The sequence below is a fragment of the Rossellomorea vietnamensis genome (assembly GCF_025398035.1).
In the GTDB taxonomy this organism is placed as follows: Bacteria; Bacillota; Bacilli; order Bacillales; family Bacillaceae_B; genus Rossellomorea; species Rossellomorea vietnamensis_B.
The window spans coordinates 3,998,100-4,018,029 of sequence record NZ_CP104558.1; the positions used below are offsets into that span (position 1 = coordinate 3,998,100).

At 42.7% G+C, this 19,930-nt stretch carries 16 protein-coding genes; 11 read left to right on the forward strand and 5 right to left on the reverse strand.

Annotated features, from left to right (window positions below; translation table 11 throughout):
• The first annotated feature begins 44 nt into the window (after positions 1–44).
• The gene (locus tag N5C46_RS20450; RefSeq protein WP_261750019.1) at positions 45–1,034 is read left to right on the forward strand and encodes a hypothetical protein; all 990 of its coding nucleotides are present in this window, start codon (positions 45–47) and stop codon (positions 1,032–1,034) included.
• Between the two features lie 215 nt (positions 1,035–1,249).
• Here the strand turns inward: N5C46_RS20450 and N5C46_RS20455 are convergent, their stop codons facing one another.
• Positions 1,250–2,392, reverse strand: coding sequence for a hypothetical protein (locus N5C46_RS20455; protein ID WP_261750020.1), 1,143 nt, complete (start codon positions 2,390–2,392; stop codon positions 1,250–1,252).
• Between the two features lie 285 nt (positions 2,393–2,677).
• Positions 2,678–3,964, reverse strand: a complete 1,287-nt coding sequence (locus tag N5C46_RS20460; RefSeq protein ID WP_261750021.1) for a purine-cytosine permease family protein — start codon at positions 3,962–3,964, stop codon at positions 2,678–2,680.
• Between the two features lie 241 nt (positions 3,965–4,205).
• Here N5C46_RS20460 and ald point away from each other — a divergent pair, with 241 nt between their 5' ends.
• Positions 4,206–5,324 (forward strand): alanine dehydrogenase, encoded by a 1,119-nt coding sequence (ald, locus tag N5C46_RS20465; RefSeq protein WP_261750022.1) that lies wholly within the window; start codon positions 4,206–4,208, stop codon positions 5,322–5,324.
• Positions 5,325–5,487: 163 nt separating this feature from the next.
• Positions 5,488–6,168, forward strand: a complete 681-nt coding sequence (locus tag N5C46_RS20470; protein ID WP_261750023.1) for a metal-dependent hydrolase — start codon at positions 5,488–5,490, stop codon at positions 6,166–6,168.
• A 111-nt stretch (positions 6,169–6,279) separates the two neighbouring features.
• Here the strand turns inward: N5C46_RS20470 and N5C46_RS20475 are convergent, their stop codons facing one another.
• The gene (locus N5C46_RS20475; protein WP_261750024.1) at positions 6,280–6,999 is read right to left on the reverse strand and encodes a hypothetical protein; all 720 of its coding nucleotides are present in this window, start codon (positions 6,997–6,999) and stop codon (positions 6,280–6,282) included.
• A 293-nt stretch (positions 7,000–7,292) separates the two neighbouring features.
• On the opposite strand from N5C46_RS20475, the gene N5C46_RS20480 reads away from it, so the two are divergent.
• On the forward strand, positions 7,293–7,535 hold the full coding sequence (locus N5C46_RS20480; RefSeq protein WP_261750025.1) for a hypothetical protein: 243 nt from the start codon (positions 7,293–7,295) through the stop codon (positions 7,533–7,535).
• A gap of 108 nt (positions 7,536–7,643) precedes the next feature.
• On the forward strand, positions 7,644–8,963 hold the full coding sequence (locus N5C46_RS20485) for a DRTGG domain-containing protein (protein ID WP_079533633.1): 1,320 nt from the start codon (positions 7,644–7,646) through the stop codon (positions 8,961–8,963).
• 245 nt (positions 8,964–9,208) lie between these two features.
• Here N5C46_RS20485 and N5C46_RS20490 read toward each other — a convergent pair whose 3' ends face one another.
• Positions 9,209–9,514: a YtpI family protein gene (locus N5C46_RS20490; protein ID WP_261750026.1), complete on the reverse strand. Its 306-nt coding sequence runs from the start codon at positions 9,512–9,514 to the stop codon at positions 9,209–9,211.
• Between the two features lie 93 nt (positions 9,515–9,607).
• On the opposite strand from N5C46_RS20490, the gene N5C46_RS20495 reads away from it, so the two are divergent.
• Positions 9,608–10,546: a DHH family phosphoesterase gene (locus N5C46_RS20495; RefSeq protein WP_261750027.1), complete on the forward strand. Its 939-nt coding sequence runs from the start codon at positions 9,608–9,610 to the stop codon at positions 10,544–10,546.
• A 136-nt stretch (positions 10,547–10,682) separates the two neighbouring features.
• Here the strand turns inward: N5C46_RS20495 and N5C46_RS20500 are convergent, their stop codons facing one another.
• Positions 10,683–11,558 (reverse strand): alpha/beta fold hydrolase, encoded by an 876-nt coding sequence (locus N5C46_RS20500; protein ID WP_261750028.1) that lies wholly within the window; start codon positions 11,556–11,558, stop codon positions 10,683–10,685.
• A gap of 421 nt (positions 11,559–11,979) precedes the next feature.
• On the opposite strand from N5C46_RS20500, the gene N5C46_RS20505 reads away from it, so the two are divergent.
• The 5 genes from N5C46_RS20505 (at position 11,980) to N5C46_RS20525 (ending at position 19,267) form a co-directional block, all read left to right on the forward strand.
• Positions 11,980–12,249, forward strand: coding sequence for a heterocycloanthracin/sonorensin family bacteriocin (locus N5C46_RS20505; RefSeq protein WP_159362481.1), 270 nt, complete (start codon positions 11,980–11,982; stop codon positions 12,247–12,249).
• A 137-nt stretch (positions 12,250–12,386) separates the two neighbouring features.
• Positions 12,387–14,294 carry a putative thiazole-containing bacteriocin maturation protein gene (locus N5C46_RS20510; RefSeq protein ID WP_261750029.1) on the forward strand — a complete coding sequence of 636 codons (1,908 nt, stop codon included), beginning with the start codon at positions 12,387–12,389 and terminating at the stop codon, positions 14,292–14,294.
• Positions 14,291–16,234, forward strand: coding sequence for a TOMM precursor leader peptide-binding protein (locus N5C46_RS20515; protein WP_261750030.1), 1,944 nt, complete (start codon positions 14,291–14,293; stop codon positions 16,232–16,234). Before N5C46_RS20510 ends, N5C46_RS20515 begins: the two co-directional genes overlap by 4 nt.
• Positions 16,235–16,254: 20 nt before the next feature.
• Positions 16,255–17,823: a SagB family peptide dehydrogenase gene (locus tag N5C46_RS20520; RefSeq protein ID WP_261750031.1), complete on the forward strand. Its 1,569-nt coding sequence runs from the start codon at positions 16,255–16,257 to the stop codon at positions 17,821–17,823.
• Positions 17,824–18,106: 283 nt separating this feature from the next.
• Entirely contained in the window at positions 18,107–19,267 is a 1,161-nt protein-coding gene (locus N5C46_RS20525) for an IS256 family transposase (protein ID WP_261749904.1), read from the forward strand.
• Positions 19,268–19,930 lie beyond the last annotated feature (663 nt).

The window sequence follows — 19,930 nt, forward strand, 5'->3', positions numbered from 1 at the left end:
ATTTTTAATAATATAGATAAAATATCCTACATAGGGGGGATATAATGGAAGGTTATTTGCAAACTGGTGTTGGTATTTTTGTTTCTATAATATTATTTTTACTAGGATATCGACAAACTGTTGGAGCAAAGAAAGAACGAATTCGCACAGCAAATAAGGAAGTTGAAAAAATATTAATTAGAAGAATTGTGAATGAAAATTTCCAATTATCAATCATGGATATTAAGAGACTACTTGAGGGGAAAGCAAGAGATTTTAAACTGAAGGCTGAAGATTTGTTCTTTGAGGAACAAATTTTAAATTCAATATATACAAGAATCCTTGAAACGGATTTAATTACACAAGAACAAAGAAATAATATATTATCTAAACTTCTTCCAATAATTGAAGATATGGAGAAAAATATTAAAAACGAAGAAAGTATATTTATTAATATATCTAATTACAGTAGAAGTAGAACTAAAATTCATTCTTATATTTCACTTATTATTGCTTTAGTAGCTTCTATATCTGGTGGGTTATTTACTACAATCCCTTTTTTAAGGAATGATTCGGTAAAAATTGATTTGAATATTTTTATAATGACATCAATAATAAGTTTATTAGCAATATCTTTTATTGTTATATTAAAGAATTTTAAAGAATCTCAACAAGATATTCCATTAAGTAATAAATCACAAGTAATTGAAAATGTAATAAATTTTGAAAGAGAAGTTGCGAAAGTAATATCTAAACAAAATTACATAGTTTTTCCTTCGTCAAATAGAAAGGAAAATTATGATTTCTCTTTCAATATTAATACAAATGACAAAGTATTAATTGAAGTTAAGAGTTGGAAGAAACCACCATCTGCTGCTTTTATCGAAAGAACTGTTACAAGGCTTAGTGAAGCAGTTATTACAGAAGGAGCTAGAGGGGGGATTATTGTTATCCCAGAGTACATATCGTTTTATAAAGGCAAACCTAATGAAAATATAGTGAAAATAATGTCTCTCAATGAGTTTAAACAATTTATAAAGGGAAATGGTGCCTGAACTCCGGTGCATTAGCGTATTTACGCTATGGGGAAAGGACCAATTTTCAAGTTAACTATGTTAACATTAATAGCCATATTTTACTCCAAAAGCATACTGAATCCCTTCTCCATAATCAAGCATGTAGCGGTCTGACCCCGTATTCTAAAGTGCTTTCCTGTCCTATAAGAAAGCACATTTTATCGAGAAGAAATTTATAGTTTAGAGATTAAGTTTTATATTATTGGTTTATATGAATTAGGTCTAAATAAATTTAATGGGTAATAAACTAATTTCTCTCCAGGCATTTGGGTTCGGCTATCCAGAGCAGTACTCAATATTTCTAGTGCTTTATTATCGAATCTCTGGAATTTATTTGGGGAAAATACGATATTATCACCATATTTCATTAAAATATTAGAAAATATTAATTCTTTTTGATAATCGGAAGCATTATGAATTTGTGATATCAGTTCAGAAAAATAACTTCTGTGTTTTTTTAAATAACTGAATAAAACTATTGTCGAATCATTTTGAGGGAAAATACTCAAAAAAGAAGGATATTTAAGTTTTTGGTTAAAGGGTCTGCCGTTTAAATCCGCATAAATATATAGCAGGCTTGAGGAAGCTATAGTATTTTGGACCGGGATAGATAATGTAAAGCTCTCTAACTTTCCATACTTTTCTTTTAAAAGATTAATAGTCATTACCTGTTTTAAGTCTTCAAGATCCTTATTTAAAGTCTCAATTTGTTTTTTTCTAATCTCATGTCTCTTCAATACAACTTTTTTCCTCATCTCCCTTGAATCTTTACCTGGGATTTTATCTCCTCCATGCTTCTCTAAAATACTTTCTAAGGTAGAATTGTTTATTAACTCCTCAATATATCTTTTGAAAAACTCAGCATCCTGCTGATGATTCGTATACTCTTTTGCGAATGCTCGATAAGCAAACAGATAATTTTGCTGAAGGTTATCAAACTCGTATTGCTTATGTTCAATAGGATTGAATATTTCATCATGGTTCTTACAGAATCCCCTAAACACCGTTGCTTCGTTTCTACCAACCAAATATTTATTTACATTTGTATAATCAAACCTTTCTCTATTAAGGTAAATAACTTTCCCTTTTTCAGATAGTTTATTTAATATACCGTTATTCTGAATTGAATGAGCATCTATGATAAAATTACAATCACTTCTATCGTGTTCAGATAAGAGACATATAGATATTAAGGATTGTGAACCGATTCTGTTTCCATGATTTTGAATGATGTTATTTACTTTACTTTTTTCATGATGGTCCACTTCTTGATCAATCATCCTATCAAAAAGTGCTGGGAAATGATTGTAAATTACGCTATCGTTTGATTTTTTCATGATTTAAAACTCCTTATCTTTAAATAGTAATTACCATTATTGAGTTTATGAATCCTGCCATAGACTATGAAAAAGCTTGAATAAGAAGAATTTATTTCAAAAGTTAAACACTAAATTTAAAACTCAAAAGATGTTTTATTTTTTTGTAGTTAAATTCTAACTGCACCTATATCACCTTTTTGAAGATACCTGTATTAAGTTTTCTTACAGAGTGAACCTTATGTACAGGCTGACTTTTTTTACTTAACCAAGTTTCTGAATAGAATCCTGTCCTTCTATTCTATCTCACATCTTACTAAACACATAAATAATAGAAGTAACGAAAAAACAACTAAACCCCGGTGACCAACCATCCGGAATCCCCAAATAAACCACCATCCCAATCCCTAAAACGTACAACGCCTCACGATTAAAATTCGACTCCCCACTCGCAAGCCTAACAAGCGCACTCTCAGAAATCCTCCCTCTCCTAATTACCAAATAATCAGCCACCACAATCGCCGATATCGGAATGATCAAGATCCCCAGATAAGAAATATACTCCTGCGCATTATAAACCAGCTGCGGAAACGAGCTTAAGATAATCCCTGCAACACTGAACAACAGTGCACTTTGAATCCGTGATAAGGTCGGCAGTGCATTAAGCAAACTGTATCCCCCTGTATACGCATTACTAAGATTAATCGAAATCATCGATACCATCGCACAAGCCGTGATCACCAATAGAAGCAGACTGGAGTCGGTCAGTTGCCCCGCTGCGACGAATGGATTCAGATCTTTGAACAAGCTGGCACTCAATCCTCCAAGGAGCGCGGTCATCATGAATCCGACGACGTTTCCTCCGTACAGTCCCCAGAATCCGTGGCGGTCGCTTTTGCTGTAGCGGGTGATGTCGGAGGATGCGCTGACACCTGAGATGTATTGGACGAAGACGAGGCTAGAGTAGAATAGGAACGTTCCGATGGAGAAGGGTTCCTGGCCATGTGTGAGTGTGGCGAGGGAATCGGCTCCTTTTGTTAGGAATAGGTAGAGGATGATTCCCTGGCCGATCACGAGGATCGGGATGAATAGTTTGGTCGCTTTTTTGACGGCTTCGAAGCCGATGAGGGCTAGAAGGGTCATGATGATGGCGAGTCCGATGGCGACCGGTATGAACGGAATCGTGTACGGTGTTACTTTTTCCACCATGGAGATGACGACGAAGGTTCCTCCGATGGTTTGGACGCTGAACCAGTAGAGGGACGTCAGGGACCGGATGGGGGATGCGATGAGCATCGACAGCCGGGTTCCGATGATGGATCTCAGGACGTATTGAGCGGGCAGGCCGTAGCGGGAGCCCGGTAATGACAGAAATGATACGAATAGGAAGGCGACGCTTGCTCCGAGTACGGTGGCGATGAACGCTGCCTGAAAGGATAATCCGCCTTCCAGGACGGCGAGTGCCGGGATGAGGAAGTTTCCTGCGTTCACGGAGAAGGCGAGCTGTATGATGAAGTATTCGATCCATGTGGTTGATTTTAATTCCGGTGGGACCTTTTCGAGTCCGAGCCGTTCGATCATGGGTTGTTTCATAATTTGGTCTCCTTTGGGTATACTAGGATGCATGGTTTCTATTTTAAAGAATTTTTGAAAAAAAGCGAAGAAATAATCATTTATTTTTTTAAAGAAAAGTAGAGATATTTCCTTATTTATTTGTTAGAATGTAAGTGCTTACAGGGTGAGTAATTGCCCTTCGCTATTATATATGAATAGTGTTATATTTAGGAAGTGAATGCTCCAAGGAGCAATAGTGCATTTAGGAGGTTGGCTTAGTATGCGTATTGGTGTACCAACGGAAATTAAAAACAACGAAAATCGTGTGGCCATGACGCCGGCTGGTGTTGTAAACCTTGTTCAATTCGGACATGACGTTTACATTGAAGCTGGAGCGGGAATGGGTTCAGGATTTACAGATGAAGATTACAAAGCAGCAGGTGGACACATCGTTGATTCTGCAGCGGAAGCATGGTCCATGGATATGGTCATGAAGGTAAAAGAGCCACTTCCAAGTGAGTACTCTTATTTCCGCGAGGGGCTTATCTTATTTACATATTTACATCTTGCTCCAGAGCCGGAATTAACGAAAGCGTTAATTGATAATAAAGTAGTCGGAATCGCGTACGAAACGGTTGAACTGAATCGTGCCCTTCCATTACTGACTCCGATGAGTGAAGTGGCTGGACGTATGGCGACTCAGATCGGTGCCCAGTTCTTAGAGAAGATCCACGGTGGTAAAGGTGTATTACTTTCAGGTGTCCCAGGGGTTCGCCGCAGTAAAGTAACGATCATTGGTGGAGGAGTGGCCGGTACGAACGCAGCGAAAATGGCTGTCGGTCTTGGTGCCAACGTAACGATCCTTGACCTTAACCCGGATCGCCTTCGTCAGCTGGATGATATCTTCGGTAGCGACGTAACAACGCTTATGTCCAACCCGTTAAATATCGAACAAGCTGTCAAAGAAGCAGACCTAGTCATCGGAGCTGTACTGATTCCAGGAGCGAAAGCACCTAAATTAGTAACAGAAGACATGATCAAAGCGATGACACCTGGTTCAGTTGTTGTCGATATCGCCATCGACCAAGGCGGAATCTTCGAAACAACGGACCGCATCACAACGCATGACGATCCAACATACGTGAAGCACGGTGTTGTACACTATGCCGTTGCCAACATGCCTGGTGCCGTACCACGTACGTCAACCATCGCATTAACAAACGTGACCGTACCTTACGCGGTTCAAATCGCAAACAAAGGCTACAAAAAAGCGTGCTTAGATAACGAAGCTCTACTTAAAGGTATTAACACATTGAACGGATATGTTACTTACCAGGCTGTTGCTGAGGCGCATGCTGTAGACTACTCAGATACTAGAACTCAATTAGAGCAACAATAACACCAGGAAGCCGACTGCATGAGAATGTTCAGTCGGCTTTTTTTATATGCTGAATTCCTCACCAATGATCAAACTCACTTTTATTTTTATGAAATTCGGGTATAACATAAAGTAGCATAAGAGAGTAAGAAAAATAGATAAGTTTATTTGGAGGAGAGAGATTATGAAGATTTCATATCATGGACATTCAGTAGTGAAAATCGAAACAAACGGTAAAACGATCCTGATCGATCCATTCATCAATGGGAATGAACTGACGGATCTGAAAGTGGATGACGAAAAGCCCGATGTGATCATCCTTACACACGGTCACAACGATCACGTAGGGGACACGGTGGAACTTGCGAAGAAAAACGATTCACTTGTCATCGCTAACCACGAACTGGCCACCTACCTAAGCTGGCAACTGGTGAGAACCCATCCGATGCACGTCGGAGGAGCTTATGAGTTCGACTTTGGTAAAGTGAAACTGACACAGGCCTTCCACGGATCAGGTCTCATCACAGACGGCAATGAAATCATCTATATGGGTATGCCAGCAGGCGTTCTCTTAATGATTGAAGGGAAGACGATCTTCCATGCAGGGGATACAGGATTATTCTCTGATATGAAACTGATCGGGGAGCGTCATCCGATTGACCTTGCCTTCCTACCGATCGGGGATAACTTCACGATGGGACCAGAGGATGCGGCGACGGCAGCTAGCTTCTTGAAAGCGAAGAAAGTTGTGCCGATTCACTATGATACATTCCCGCCTATTAAGCAGGATCCGCATAAATTTGTTGAGATGCTTGAAGATTCTGAGGGGCAGGTTATGAAGGCTGGGGATGTTATTGAATATTAATAGGGAATAAGAAGTAAGTTAACAATACAAATGCCACAACAAAAAGCTTGGGATATCCCAAGCTTTTGTTATTGTTCTTATTCATTTAATCCTCTATTAATGTATAAAGAATTATTGTGAAAGATTTGTCAGTTCAAAGAATTCAGGTTCAGGTTTCATAATTTTAGTTCCTTTTTTGGATTGAATATATATTTCTTTATCATTCTCATAATAAACCTTAATTTTCATGTTTCCAAAATCAATGACACTTGTTTTCTCACGTTTAGATAATTTCTCGTCATCCCAATCAATCGCCTTATTTATGAGTGTTTTTATTCCCTTTATCTTTGTTTTGTCAGCTATAACTAAACAATCCTCTTGGTTTAAGGTTTCATAGATACAAATGTTGTTTGGTATTTCTTCGATCCAAGAAGTTGATTTGTGAATAGGAGTCTTATCAAAGATGACCTCTGTTTTGTCATCAAATTGATTATAATTTGATGAAACCCATAACTCCCCGTCAAACCCTTCTTTTCTCCATCGAGAATAAAAACCAGACCAGTCATTTTCAATGTCGTTATTGTCCAACGCAGACTCGACATGTTCAACTTTCCAACCGAGGGATGGAAGTTTACTTATATAAAAGTCATATATATCCTCCCAATGATTTCCCTTTATTACATATTGGCTTCTGGTTGGTTTCAATCCCTTAAATAAAGGAATATCCTTGTGTTGCTCCGGAATAATCGACATACCTTCATAAGTATCATCAGTGGCTTTATGATAGCCAAACCAACTCATAGCAATTAGTAGTGCAATCCCTGCAGATAAGAATATACTTTTTCTACTCACATAATTCCCCCTAAGAACTATTCCTCTAAACTGCCTGGTAATTGAAGAACTGAAGATTCGTAATCTTTACATTTATATTACCACATAATGTTAAAAATCCTTGTTACATCAACTAAAACAACCATTTAATTTAAAGTGCTAAAAAGGAAGCTCATGCACCTACCAATTAATATCATCCTTCACAAAACTTAATTACATAGATAGACAAACACATCCCCTTTTTTCTCACCTTTACACAACATCCACCAACCACTCGCATATACATGATACAAGCCTAGAAAGGAGGGAAATGTTTGAAACAACGTTATATACTCTGTTTACTCATCACCGGGGCACTCATCTACTACGGAGCCCCACGTATGTCTATTTTTGCAGAAGGCCTACAAGGGTACTTCGCCATCGGCTGGCTCATACTTGCCACCTGTGTCCTGGCCGGTAACCTCGCAGCCCTGCTTTACACACCGAAAGGAACAGGCAAGGGTAAGAAGTTGAAATCGAAACCTGTTCGTAAGGTGAAATCACGATCATTTGGCTAAAGAAAAACGGGGCTTGTATCACTCAAAGCCCCGATTAAATTGAAACACCGCGCTTTTCACATTATAATAAATATATAAAGTAGGACGTTATAAAGAAGGGTGAAAAGCTTGGCTACAAAACACGAACAAATACTGGAGTACATAGATACCCTGCCTGTCGGAGAAAAGATCTCCGTCCGCCAGATCGCAAAAGCACTGACCGTCAGCGAAGGAACGGCATACCGGGCGATCAAAGATGCCGAAACGAAAGGCTACGTCAGCACCATCGAACGCGTCGGGACGATTCGGATTGAACAGAAAAAGAAAGAAAATATCGAGAAGCTTACCTACGCAGAAGTGGTCAACATCATCGATGGACAAGTACTCGGTGGACGATCCGGCCTGCATAAGATGCTCAACAAGTTTGTCATTGGAGCCATGAAACTTGAAGCCATGATGAGATACACGGAAGCGGGGAACCTCCTCATCATCGGGAACCGGAACCAGGCTCAGGAACACGCATTGCGTGCAGGAGCAGCCGTCCTGATCACCGGTGGATTCGATGCAGACGAAGACGTCAAGAAGCTCGCGGATGAACTCGAACTCCCGATCATCTCCACTTCCTATGACACGTTTACCGTTGCCACCATGATCAACCGTGCGATTTACGATCAGCTCATCAAAAAAGAGATCGTGTTAGTGGAAGACATTTTAACCAAAGTGGATGATACGATTTATCTGCATCTGGATGACACGCTGGAAGAATGGTACGAAAAGAATCAGTACACATTCCACAGCCGTTTTCCGGTCGTGGACCGAAACTTGAAGGTCCATGGTATGGTGACATCAAAAGACGTTATGGGACAGGAAAAGTATGCAGGGATCGATAAAATCATGACGAAGCAGCCGATCACCGTCAGCCCGAACACGAGCGTCGCATCCGCCGCACACATCATGATTTGGGAAGGGATCGAATTACTTCCTGTCGTTAATGAACAGAATAAACTGCAGGGGATCATCAGCCGTCAGGATGTCCTGAAAGCTCTGCAAATGATCCAGCGTCAGCCACAGGTCGGGGAAACGATCGATGACCTCATCTCAAATGCAGTCGAAGTAGTAGGGGAGAAGAAAGACAACAAAGAAATCTACCAATTTGCCGTTACACCGCAGATGACCACGGGGATCGGGACGCTTTCCTATGGTGTTTTCACCACCTTAATGACAGAAGCGGCCAACCGTGCACTGAAGCCATACAAAAAAGGCGACCTCGTCATCGAAAACATGACTATTTACTTTATCAAGCCTGTCCAAATGGAAAGCATACTCGAAATCCATCCAAAGGTACTCGACGTCGGGAGAAAATTTGGTAAAGTGGATGTAGAAGTATATAACGAAGGCGTGCTCATGGGGAAATCCCTAATGATTTGTCAGCTGATTGATCGACATTAGGTCTTTATATAATCAAGAGTGATTGAGAGTAGGATAAAGTGAAAAACTCATGTTGATTGGAGCGGAAGATGCTCGACTCCTGCGGGAAATGTGTGGAAGTTGAGACCCCGGAAGCGGAGCTGAGGAGGCTCAACCCACACCCCGCGGAAAGCGAGCATCTGCAGCGGAAATCAACCACTACTCGCTCATGAAAAAGTATTTTCAAACATAAAAAAGACTAGATCAAACATCTAGTCTTTCATACCTTATTGGTTATCCAGTTCCTTCGCTTCCCTCTGTGCAAAAGGAAGCACATGCTTGTACATTTTATATCCAGCCCAGCAGCTACCAAGTCCCAAAAGGATGAACAGCGTGCCGATGAAATACGTCAGCGTACCAGGGAATAAAAACAGCTGATTGATCCCGAACAGGGCAACGAACAGCCCAAGGGCAATGCTTGCTTTCGCCGATAACCATTTCTTTTCCATCGGTCGCCGTGTCCGCACTTGTCTTATTTTATAGAAAATATAGAAGGTGAACGCGACGACGATCAGTAATGCGAGAAAATACATAGTTTTGTCCTCCATCGTTGACATCTCTCGCTACTATTTTACAGATAACGGAGCAGAATGCCAAATATAAATTCGACTACAAAGGAGATTCCCATGAAAGAACAAATCCTGAACCTCATCAAACAATATGAAACGATCATTGTACATAGACATGTCCGCCCTGATCCGGATGCATACGGATCCCAGGGAGGACTCGTAGAAATGCTGAAAGCCTCTTTTCCTGAGAAAAACATTTATGCCGTCGGAAAAGAAGAGGAAACCCTCCATTACTTAAAGCGACTCGACGACATTGAAGATTCCGTTTTCGAAGGGGCCCTGATCATCGTCTGTGATACAGCAAACGAAGAGCGGATCTGTGACCGTCGCTACAAACTCGGCGATCTGCTTGTGAAAATCGATCACCATCCAAACGAAGATGCATACGGAGATCACCTGTGGATCGATACCACGGCAAGCTCCGTCAGTGAAATGATCTATGAATTTTACCAGTTTGGAAAAGACAAAGGATTGACCCTGCCTGATTCAGGGGCACGCCTCCTGTTCGCAGGGATTGTCGGCGATACGGGAAGATTCCTGTATCCAAGCACCACCCAGAAGACGTTTGATATTGCCGGTGAATTGATCCGATATGATTTTGACCGTAATGAATTATTCAATAAAATGTATGAAGTTGATTCCAATGTCACGAAGCTTAATGGGTATGTGCTGCAGAATTTTGAAATGGATCAGGATGGCTGCGGTATGATGGTTATGACGAAGGATATCCTTGAAGAGCACGCGGTTGTACCATCTGAAGCATCCCTGCTTGTCAGTACATTAGGGAATGTGAAAGGCATGAAAGCATGGGTCTTCTTTATTGAAGAACATGATCAAATCAGGGTTCGTCTTCGCTCGAAGGGTCCTGTCATCAACACGATTGCCAAAAAGTACAACGGTGGAGGTCATCCGCTGGCGGCTGGCGCATCGATTTATTCATGGGAAGAGAAAGAAGAAGTGATGAAGGATTTACGGGAAGTGTGCAGGAATCACTAATAAGAGTTGAGTAATAGCCGGCGGATGCCGGCTATTTTTTTTGTGCAGTGATGTTAATGAATAGTGTTGATTTTTAAAACATGAAAGAGAAGTTCCCTCGTTGCATTAAAACTCCATAGTTAATAAAGATACAGGTTTAGTAATGATCCTTTAAAAACTCTACAATATCATTGTTAATTTTTATCAGATGTTCTTCAGATGGGAAATGTCCCATATCGTAAGTCTTAAATGTAATTAAATTTGGAATGATTTCTCTAGCTGCTTTATTTATTCTACTTTCAGGAAAAAAGATATCTTTTCTCCCCCCTATGATTAAAGTGGGCGAGTTATAATGTGATAATTCTTCCTTCGTCGTTAATTTGGGCATTTCTTGTTCAAGTCTAATATATTTAAATACATCTCCAATAATTTTTTTATCCATTTCTCTCATACTATGATCTGACATAGTATCAGTGATTTTATTGAGATACTTTTGTGATGAAGTACTATTAAATAAAACTAGGGGAAGTAAGATATCTTTCATCATTCTAATCTTAGACCCTAATCCTATTCCGGCTGGTGATACCAATACAGAACAGTCAATTTTGTCTGGCATAAATGTGGCTAATCTCAAAATAATACCTGCACCGTAGGACGGACCAACAAATGCACTACTGGCTATATTAAAGTAATCCATTAGTTCCTTGATCCACTGGGCAAAACTATTGTCCTTCGCAGAAATTCTACTTTCATCACTGTATCCTGGGTGACCAATCGTATCTGGTGCATACACTCTGTATTTATCTGCGAGTGGTAAAAACCAAGATAATGTCATTGGATTTATACAATTACCACCCTGAAATATAAAAATAGGTTTTCCTTCTGGTGGTCCTGCTACAAGAATATGTGTTTTACCATAACTTGTATCAACATATATCTGCTCGACATCAAAATCAAACGACTTTAGATAATGATCGTAATGTTGACTAATACGTCTTTTCCCATCACTTTTATATATGGTTCCATTCCCCAAAGAACATCGCTCCCCAATGCTTGCTTATAGAAATAAAGGTTTATAAGTTTAAATCACACTTGAAAGATTCTGATAATACGAGTTTATCATAGGGCACATCCATTGAGTACAGACAGCTTTCAACAATTATTTGATTAACCGTTGTGTTTTCATTGCGGTGTCTGCTTTAGTCTGAAAATTGACGTTCTAGTGTGCGGCTATCCATTTTTACATTATATTTACCGGAGAACTCAACAGAGTTATTGAACATAGCTTTTTAAATTACTCATTCCCAATCTAGGCTTCTTCACCAGTCACAACACCCAGCAACCGAACATAAATTATTGAGGATGATTCACATTTATCGTGTATTACCAATAGAAAGCTCCATGTCAATTCGTTTCGAGAGCCATATGGTACTTTTTTGGGAGGTAATGAGGATATGAATAATTTTCATAATGAACTTCAGAATTTGAATGTAGGTGATTTCCAGGCAACACAGCCCGTTTCCTGGGATCAGAATATGTATGATCCGAACGACGAACGACTTTTCCTTGGATTGGGAGGCTGTTTCGGCTTTGGATTCGCATGCTTCTTTAGCTGCTTCGGGTGTGGTGGATGCTTCCGTTGCGGTGGTTGCGGAGGATGCTTCCGCTGTGGAGGATGTGGACGATGTGGCGGTTGCGGCAGATGTGGACGCTGCGGTCGTTAAAGAGAATATTGGTTTCAAACGGATCCCTGCGAGTGTGCAGGGATCTTTATTTTATACATAAGGGACAAATTGAAATTCATACGCTAATAATGACAGCCAAAATATAAATGAGATAAGCGGGGGTTAGGAGGATTGCTATGGAAAAATTGAACCCTTCGATGCGTTTAAAAGTGAAGAGGGATACGTTTTACCTCCCGGAGCGGGACAGCGGTGTGTATTTCCGGAATAACACATGCTCTTTCCGTATGGAGGGAAGCGGCATTGATCAATGGGTGGAGAAGCTGTTACCGATGTTCAATGGGGAGTACTCCCTTGAGGAATTGACGAACGGACTGCCTGATCCTTATCGAAACAGGGTCATGGAAATAGCAGAGGTGTTATTTAAGAATGGATTTGTTCGGGACGTAAGCAGGGACCTGCCACACGACCTGCCTCAACATGCGGTGGAAAAGTTCGCATCACAGATTGAGTTCGTCGATAGTTTGACAGACTCAGCTGCTTCACGGTTTGAAACCTATCGTCATGCCAATGTCCTGGCAGCGGGATCTGGCACCATTCTGACTTCATTGGTTTCCTCACTCATTGAATCCGGGTTGACGAAGCTGCAGGTGCTCGTGACTGAAGAGGTACCTACGAACAGACGCAGGCTCAAGGAATTAGTGTATCATGCCCGGAAAACCGATCCCGAGGTAGAGCTTTATGAAGTGGAATTCAGTGGATCCGGGTGGCGTGAGACGATAAGGCCTTACGATTCGATCTTATATGTGACTCAAAACGAAAGCCTCGAGGAACTCGACCTTCTTCATGCCATTTGCCGGGCAGATCAAAAACTGTTGATTCCGGCGATTTGTCACAAGCAGACCTGTATCGCAGGACCCATCATCCATCCTGACTCCGAGGCGGGGTGGGAATCTGCCTGGAGGCGGCTCCACGGGACTGCCTTGCAAAAAAAAGAGGAGTACCATGCTGAGTCGGCAGTGCCTGGTGCAATGATGGCGAACATAATTACATTTGAACTATTCAAAGAAATGACAGGAGTGACAAAACCGGATCAGCGAAACCGGCTCTTTCTGCTGGATACCGAAACACTTGAAGGAAGCTGGCATTCCTTTTTGCCTCATCCCCTGGAAACCAACATTGGAGCTGAACCGGTTCAGAACCTTGATACCAGGCTGGAACAGGGGGCAGAAAGGTCGGATCCTGAAAAACTGCTGTATTTCTTCAGTCTGCTGACGTCTAAAGAGACGGGGATTTTTCATGTATGGGAGGAAGGGGATACAAAGCAGCTTCCGATGGCTCAATGCCGTGTGCAGCCAGTCGATGGACGGTCTGAAGGTCCGGCAGAACTCTTGGATGAGGTGGTCTGCAGTGCTTTTACCCATGCAGAGGCCCGTCGAGAAGCAGGGTTAAGGGGAATAGAGAGGTATGCTTCAAGATTGGGGAGTATGGTGGTCCCACATGATACCGGAGAATTCATGGCGTTCTGTACAGGGGCAACGTTCTCAGAATGCGTGGATCGAGGCCTGCAGGAATGTTTGACGGATGCATTGAGGAAAAGAGAATCTGTTCAAAAGAAAACCATTTCCCGTCTTGAATTAGAAGTAGTTGAGGATGAAACATGCCGTTTTTATCTAAAGGCACTGACGACGATGCAAAAGGAACCTGACATCGGGTTAGGGGAAGACTTGCATGGATTTCCGGTTGTCTATGTTCGTGGAAGAAATGGCTGGTACGGAAATACCGGTTTCACGATCACCAAGGCGCTGAGGAACTCCCTGCAGCAAGCACTCTTCCAAGCCCAGAACGGTACGGATGCAATCGATGCACATCCTGTTGCCGTTATTTTGGAGAAAGAGAATGTAAAGAGAATCATCATTCCGGCGGGTGAAGATAGGGTGGAGCCTGGTCATCTGAAAGAAGCTCTCCACACTTTGAAAGTGAATCAGAAACAGGTAACGGTGTATGAACTGGATATGGAACCTGCATTCAGGCAGGAGCTGGAAGGCGTATTTGGTGTGCTGCTGCGAGAGGAGGAAGTGAAATGAGTTCTTTCGTAGTGATTGTAGGGGAGGGAATGCTTTCGGACCGTGTATGTGCGCAAATGTCAGCACAGTATCCCGTTTTCAGGCAAAAGACCGTTGAAACGAGATTCCCGGCAAATACAGATTTAGTACTGGTATTGGATGACACATGGAATCCAGCTGTCCATCAAATGGCAGAAGAAGTCATGAGGGGCGCTGGGGTTCCATGGCTGAGAGGCTTCGTTTCGTTTGGAGAGGGGATCATCGGCCCACTGGTTTCGCCCGACACACCGGGATGCTCACAATGTGCCGATCTGAGACGTCTCCTTGGTGGAAAGGAACGGCATGAGATGCGGGAGGTGCAGGGGAAACTTGCTGAAGTAGGGGGAATGACGAAAGATCCGTGGGCTTCGAATACCGGATTATCGCATATGGCTCACATCATCGCTGCAGAAGCTTATCGGGTCCTGGAAGGTGCAAAGCCACGTTCCCAAGGGAAGGTATGTTTGACCGATTTGAAAACATTGAAGAGCTCCTGGCATTCATTCGTACCTGATTCGTTATGCCCGAACTGCAGTCAGGTCCCGGAAGATTCACCGGAATTAGCTTGTGTTTCCCTCAAGCCGAGTCCGAAGATCCGAGCCGACAGTTTCCGATGTACTCCTTTGGATGAATTGAAATCAGTTCTTGTAAACGATTATCTGGATAACCGAACCGGGCTTTTTAACAGCAAGATGTATGACCTGGTGACGCCATTTGCTGATGCGAGCGTCAATATGCCGATGATCTCTGGTGGTGATGAAGGGACGGCTGGACGGACTCAAGCTTACTCAGACAGTGAGCTGACCGCCATCCTTGAAGGGTTGGAGCGTCACTGTGGATTGGAGGCGCGGGGTAAACGGACGGTTGTCCATGACAGCTACCGGAACGTGGAGGAACATGCATTGAATCCTCTGGAGGTCGGCGTGCACACCGACGAACAGTACGCCATGCCGGGATTCCCATTTGAAAAGTTCGATCCTGACAGGAGGATCGACTGGGTGTGGGGATACTCCCTCATCGAAGAGCGGCCGATTCTCGTCCCAGAGCTCCTTGCCTACTACAGTCTGGGCTGCGGTTCGTCCGGTTTTGTCTATGAAACATCCAACGGCTGTGCCCTTGGGGGAAGCAGGGAGGAAGCGATTTTCTACGGAATCATGGAGGTCGTCGAACGGGATTCCTTTTTGATGACCTGGTATGCAGAGCTGGGTCTGCCTCGTCTCGATCCGTTTACTGCAGAAGATGATGAGCTCCAGTTAATGATTGAACGGATGCGGGCGGTCGCAGGGTATGATCTCTTTTTATACAACTCTACCATGGAGCACGGAATCCCAAGCGTTTTTGCCATGGCTAAAAACCAGAAAGAAACGGGATTGAATATAATCCTTGCGGCAGGTGCACATCTGGATCCGGTTAGAGCGGCCAAGAGCGCGATTCAGGAGCTTGCCGGGATGATGCTGAATCTGGATGAAAAGTTGGAGAAGAACAAGGCGAACTATGAAAAGATGCTGTACGATGATTCCCTCGTGAGACAGATGGATGATCACGGTATGCTGTATGGATTGCCCCAGGCCGAGGAACGTTTCAGCTTTTTACAGGATCGGCCTCTGAGAAGTTTCCAGGAGGAATTCAAATGGAATTCCCGTCACGCGGATCTGACGGATGATCTGAAGGATATCCTTGGAAAATTTCGAAGCCGGAACCTTAATGTCATCGTCGTGGACCAAACGGCACCGGAACTTGAAAAGAACGGACTACACTGCGTGAAGGTCCTGATACCCGGCATGCTTCCCATGACGTTCGGTCACCACCTTACACGTCTGACAGGATTGGATAGGGTCCTGAACGTCCCGGCAGAACTTGGGTATACCGACCGGCCATTGACAGTACATGAGCTCAATCAAAAACCGCATCCGTTTCCTTAAGGTGTGAGGAGGTAAGGAGGATGAGTCTGGAAGAATTTCTGCACAATCTGCAATGTGATATCAACCGGGCCAATCAGCCAAATTGGGAAGTGGACTGGGAGGATGCGCCCCTTCCCTATAAGCTGTACCGGGGCTTGCCGGTTGTCCCATTGTCTTTGGAGGTTCCATTGTCACTCACCGGGGAGCAGGCGCCGTTGAAACCCAATGTAGAAAGAATCGGTCACTTTCTCTGGTATGTGTACGGCATCTCCGGGGTAAGCCAGTCGGAGCAGCCCGATGATTTCGTGGAGGAATCGTATCCCATCCACTCCTATCGCCGGTTTGCTCCATCAGGTGGGGCGCTGTATCCGAACGAACTCTATCTCTATTTGAAACTCGATGATTTGCCCCAAGGAATCTATCATTATGATGCAGCCCACCACCGGCTTGTCCTGCTCCGGGACGGGAATGTCGATTCATACGTAGAACGGGCACTCGGCAATCGCTCCGACATCTCCACGTGTTTTGCCACGGCCTTTGTGTCGGTGAGATACTGGAATAACTTCTTTAAATACAATAACTTCTCCTACCGCCTGCAGGGGCTCGATGCCGGCGTCCTGATGGGGCAGCTCTTGGAAACATCCAAACGGTTCGGATTCGAGACAGGGGTCTATGCTCAATTTCTCGATTCCCCGATCAACCATTTGCTTGGACTGAACGAGGAAGAGGAAAGCGTCTATTCCGTTATCCCGCTTTCCGTTGTTGCAACGAATTGGGGTGGGAGGGGGATGGAGAGGGCAGTCACCGCTGAAGAATTATGCAGGGAGCTGCCAGCTATTTCTCTTGGACACTATGAAAAGTCTGAAAAGGTTCGGGAGTTTCCTAGGTTACTGGAGGTGAATGAAGCTTCTAAACTCGAATGTACCGGTGATTTTCAAAAGGTAGCGAAACAACCGGCTAGGAGAACGGGAGAAAAAGAAATTCATCTTCCGGAGATCGAGTCCGATTCGTATGATTTTGTGGAAGCCTGCCAAAAGCGCCATTCACCGGAAATGGATTTTGTCATGGGGAAGGTCAGTCAGGAGCTGCTTGCGGCATTATTGAAAAGGGCCGCACATTCATACACGTTTCGAAGTGACCTAGACAACGTTTTTGATGGGGAAGCACCCCGTGTTTCGATTTATGGCTGTTTGTATAATGTAGAAGGCATCCCAAATGGTGCATACGCTTATGACAGCGGCCGCCATTCACTAAGGAAAATCGTTACCGGGGATTATCGTCTTCAGCTGCAATCGGGGCTGTCGCTGGATAACGTCAATTTGCTCCAGGTTCCGATGTGCCTTCATATCATCGGGAATAAAGATTATTTCAAGGATTCCCTTGGATACAGAGGGTATAGGATCATGCAAATGGAAGCGGGAATGCTTGTCCAGCGACTGCTCTTGTCTTCGGCCGCCGCCGGGTTTGGCGGACATCCGCTGCTTGGGTTTGATACGGCGGTGACGGATAGAATTTATAGGTTGGGTTCTGAGAACTTAACGACTTTGATTCAGATTCCGATCGGACCTTTTCGGGAGAAGGCTTGGATGAGGGGGAGTTTGAGGAGTTGAAGAGGAGTGAGCCGCGGAGTCTGTCCCGTGGCTTTTCCCATGTCGCGTACTAACCAGAGGTGCCAGATAGACGGAAAAATTCCGCTTAATTCGTCATTGATTGGTTAAATAGGCTCAAATAGAAGGAGAAATTCCGCCTATTGGCTCAAAAAATACAATAACGGACGATTATTTTTTGCTTAAGCGATTAAGTCCATATAATTGTGTAAAAAGAAAGAGTCATTTTATTCCTTCTTGTCAACACTGTTTTCAACGACGATAAACAATGAGAAGAGGAATAAAGATGACTCAATTACAGTTTAACCTAGATTTGGATTCTTTAAAAGAAGCAGTAATAAATTCTAACATCGAAACGGTGGTTCGCTCAGCCATCGTCCTTGTATTAAATGAATACATGGAAAGGGAGAGAGACCAGTACCTACAAGCAGCTTCCTACGAACGATCTACTGATCGTTTAGATTATCGTAACGGATACTATGAGCGTGATTTCACGATGAGTGTTGGGAAGATCAAATTGAAGGTACCACGCACCCGTAATGGAGATTTTTCTCCTTCCATATTTGAAAAGTACTCACGTTGTGATCAAGCTTTTGTTCTTTCGATGCTTGAAATGGTGATCAATGGTGTTTCTACCCGTAAGGTTACTCATATTGTGGAACAGCTTTGTGGTGAAACAGTTTCAAAATCATTCGTTTCTTCCCTGACTCAAAAATTAGATCCTATCATTAATGATTGGGCTAAGAGACCTCTGAACGGAACTTATTTTCCATTTATATTTGTAGATGCCATGTATATAAAAGTTCGCGAACACCATCGTGTCGTTTCAAAAGCCGTCTACATTGCGACAGCTCTTACTGAGAAAAATAATCGTGAGATTTTAGGATTAATGGTCGATCATGTCGAGAGCTACGAAAGTTGGAGTAGGTTCTTTCAACAGCTGAAATCGCGCGGTTTACAGTCACCTAAGCTTGTGATTTCAGATGCCCATAAGGGCCTACAAAAAGCCGTTCTCCGTGAATTTATTGGAACCAGTTGGCAGAGGTGTAATGTACATTTCAAACGAAATATTATTAACCAACTCCCTAAGAAAGATTCCAAAGAAATTAGAACGATGATTAAGCGGGTATTTGAAGCCGTCAAAATCGAAGATATGAGGAACTTTAAAGAAGAACTGATGAGTCAGTTTAGCGAGAATAAAAAATATGAAAAAGCGTTGGCCATCTTAGATGAAGGCTTTGAAGATACCATACAGTACATGGAGCACCCAGAGGAAATTCGACCACACATTCGTAGTACAAACAGTTTGGAACGCTTAAACCAAGAGGTTCGAAGAAGAGAAAAGGTCATACGGATTTTCCCTAATACGCAGTCAGCTTTTCGGTTGGTTGGGGCAGTATTATTTCATTACCAAGAGACCAATTATTCAAAAAGAAAATTCTTTTAAAAGCCCTAAGCATTTTTGAATGAAACTTCCCATTCGAATGGTGTCATAGCCAGGGCAGGCTGTCAAAGTGAGGAGCCTTTGACAGCCTGCCCTGGCTATGAATAAATTAATTATGGAAGTTTCGCAAAAAAATGTTGAATGGAATACCTATATTCAATTTACAGTTAAGAAAGACAAGTATGGAATTTACACAATATAAAGGACTTGACTGCTTAAGCGGAAAAACTCCGCTTATTTTACTTTTGCGAAACGGCTTGTACCTGTCGCCGTGGTGCTTTTATTCCGCATGAATAATGGAAATTCGACACCCCGGCATGAATATCGAGTTTCTCGCATGATTTCTATTAAACTCGCACGATTATGACGATAGCCGCATGATTATCCGAAATCCCGCACGATTATTGTAAATCTCGCATGATTCTGCTTGACGCTCTTTATCCAGGCAGTGAGTGTAGATAAGAAAAAGTCAAGTCCTTTATATTGTGTAAATTCCATACTTGTCTTTCTTAACTGTAAATTGAATATAGGTATTCCATTCAACATTTTTTTGCGAAACTTCCATAATTAATTTATTCATAGCCAGGGCAGGCTGTCAAAGGCTCCTCACTTTGACAGCCTGCCCTGGCTATGACACCATTCGAATGGGAAGTTTCATTCAAAAAT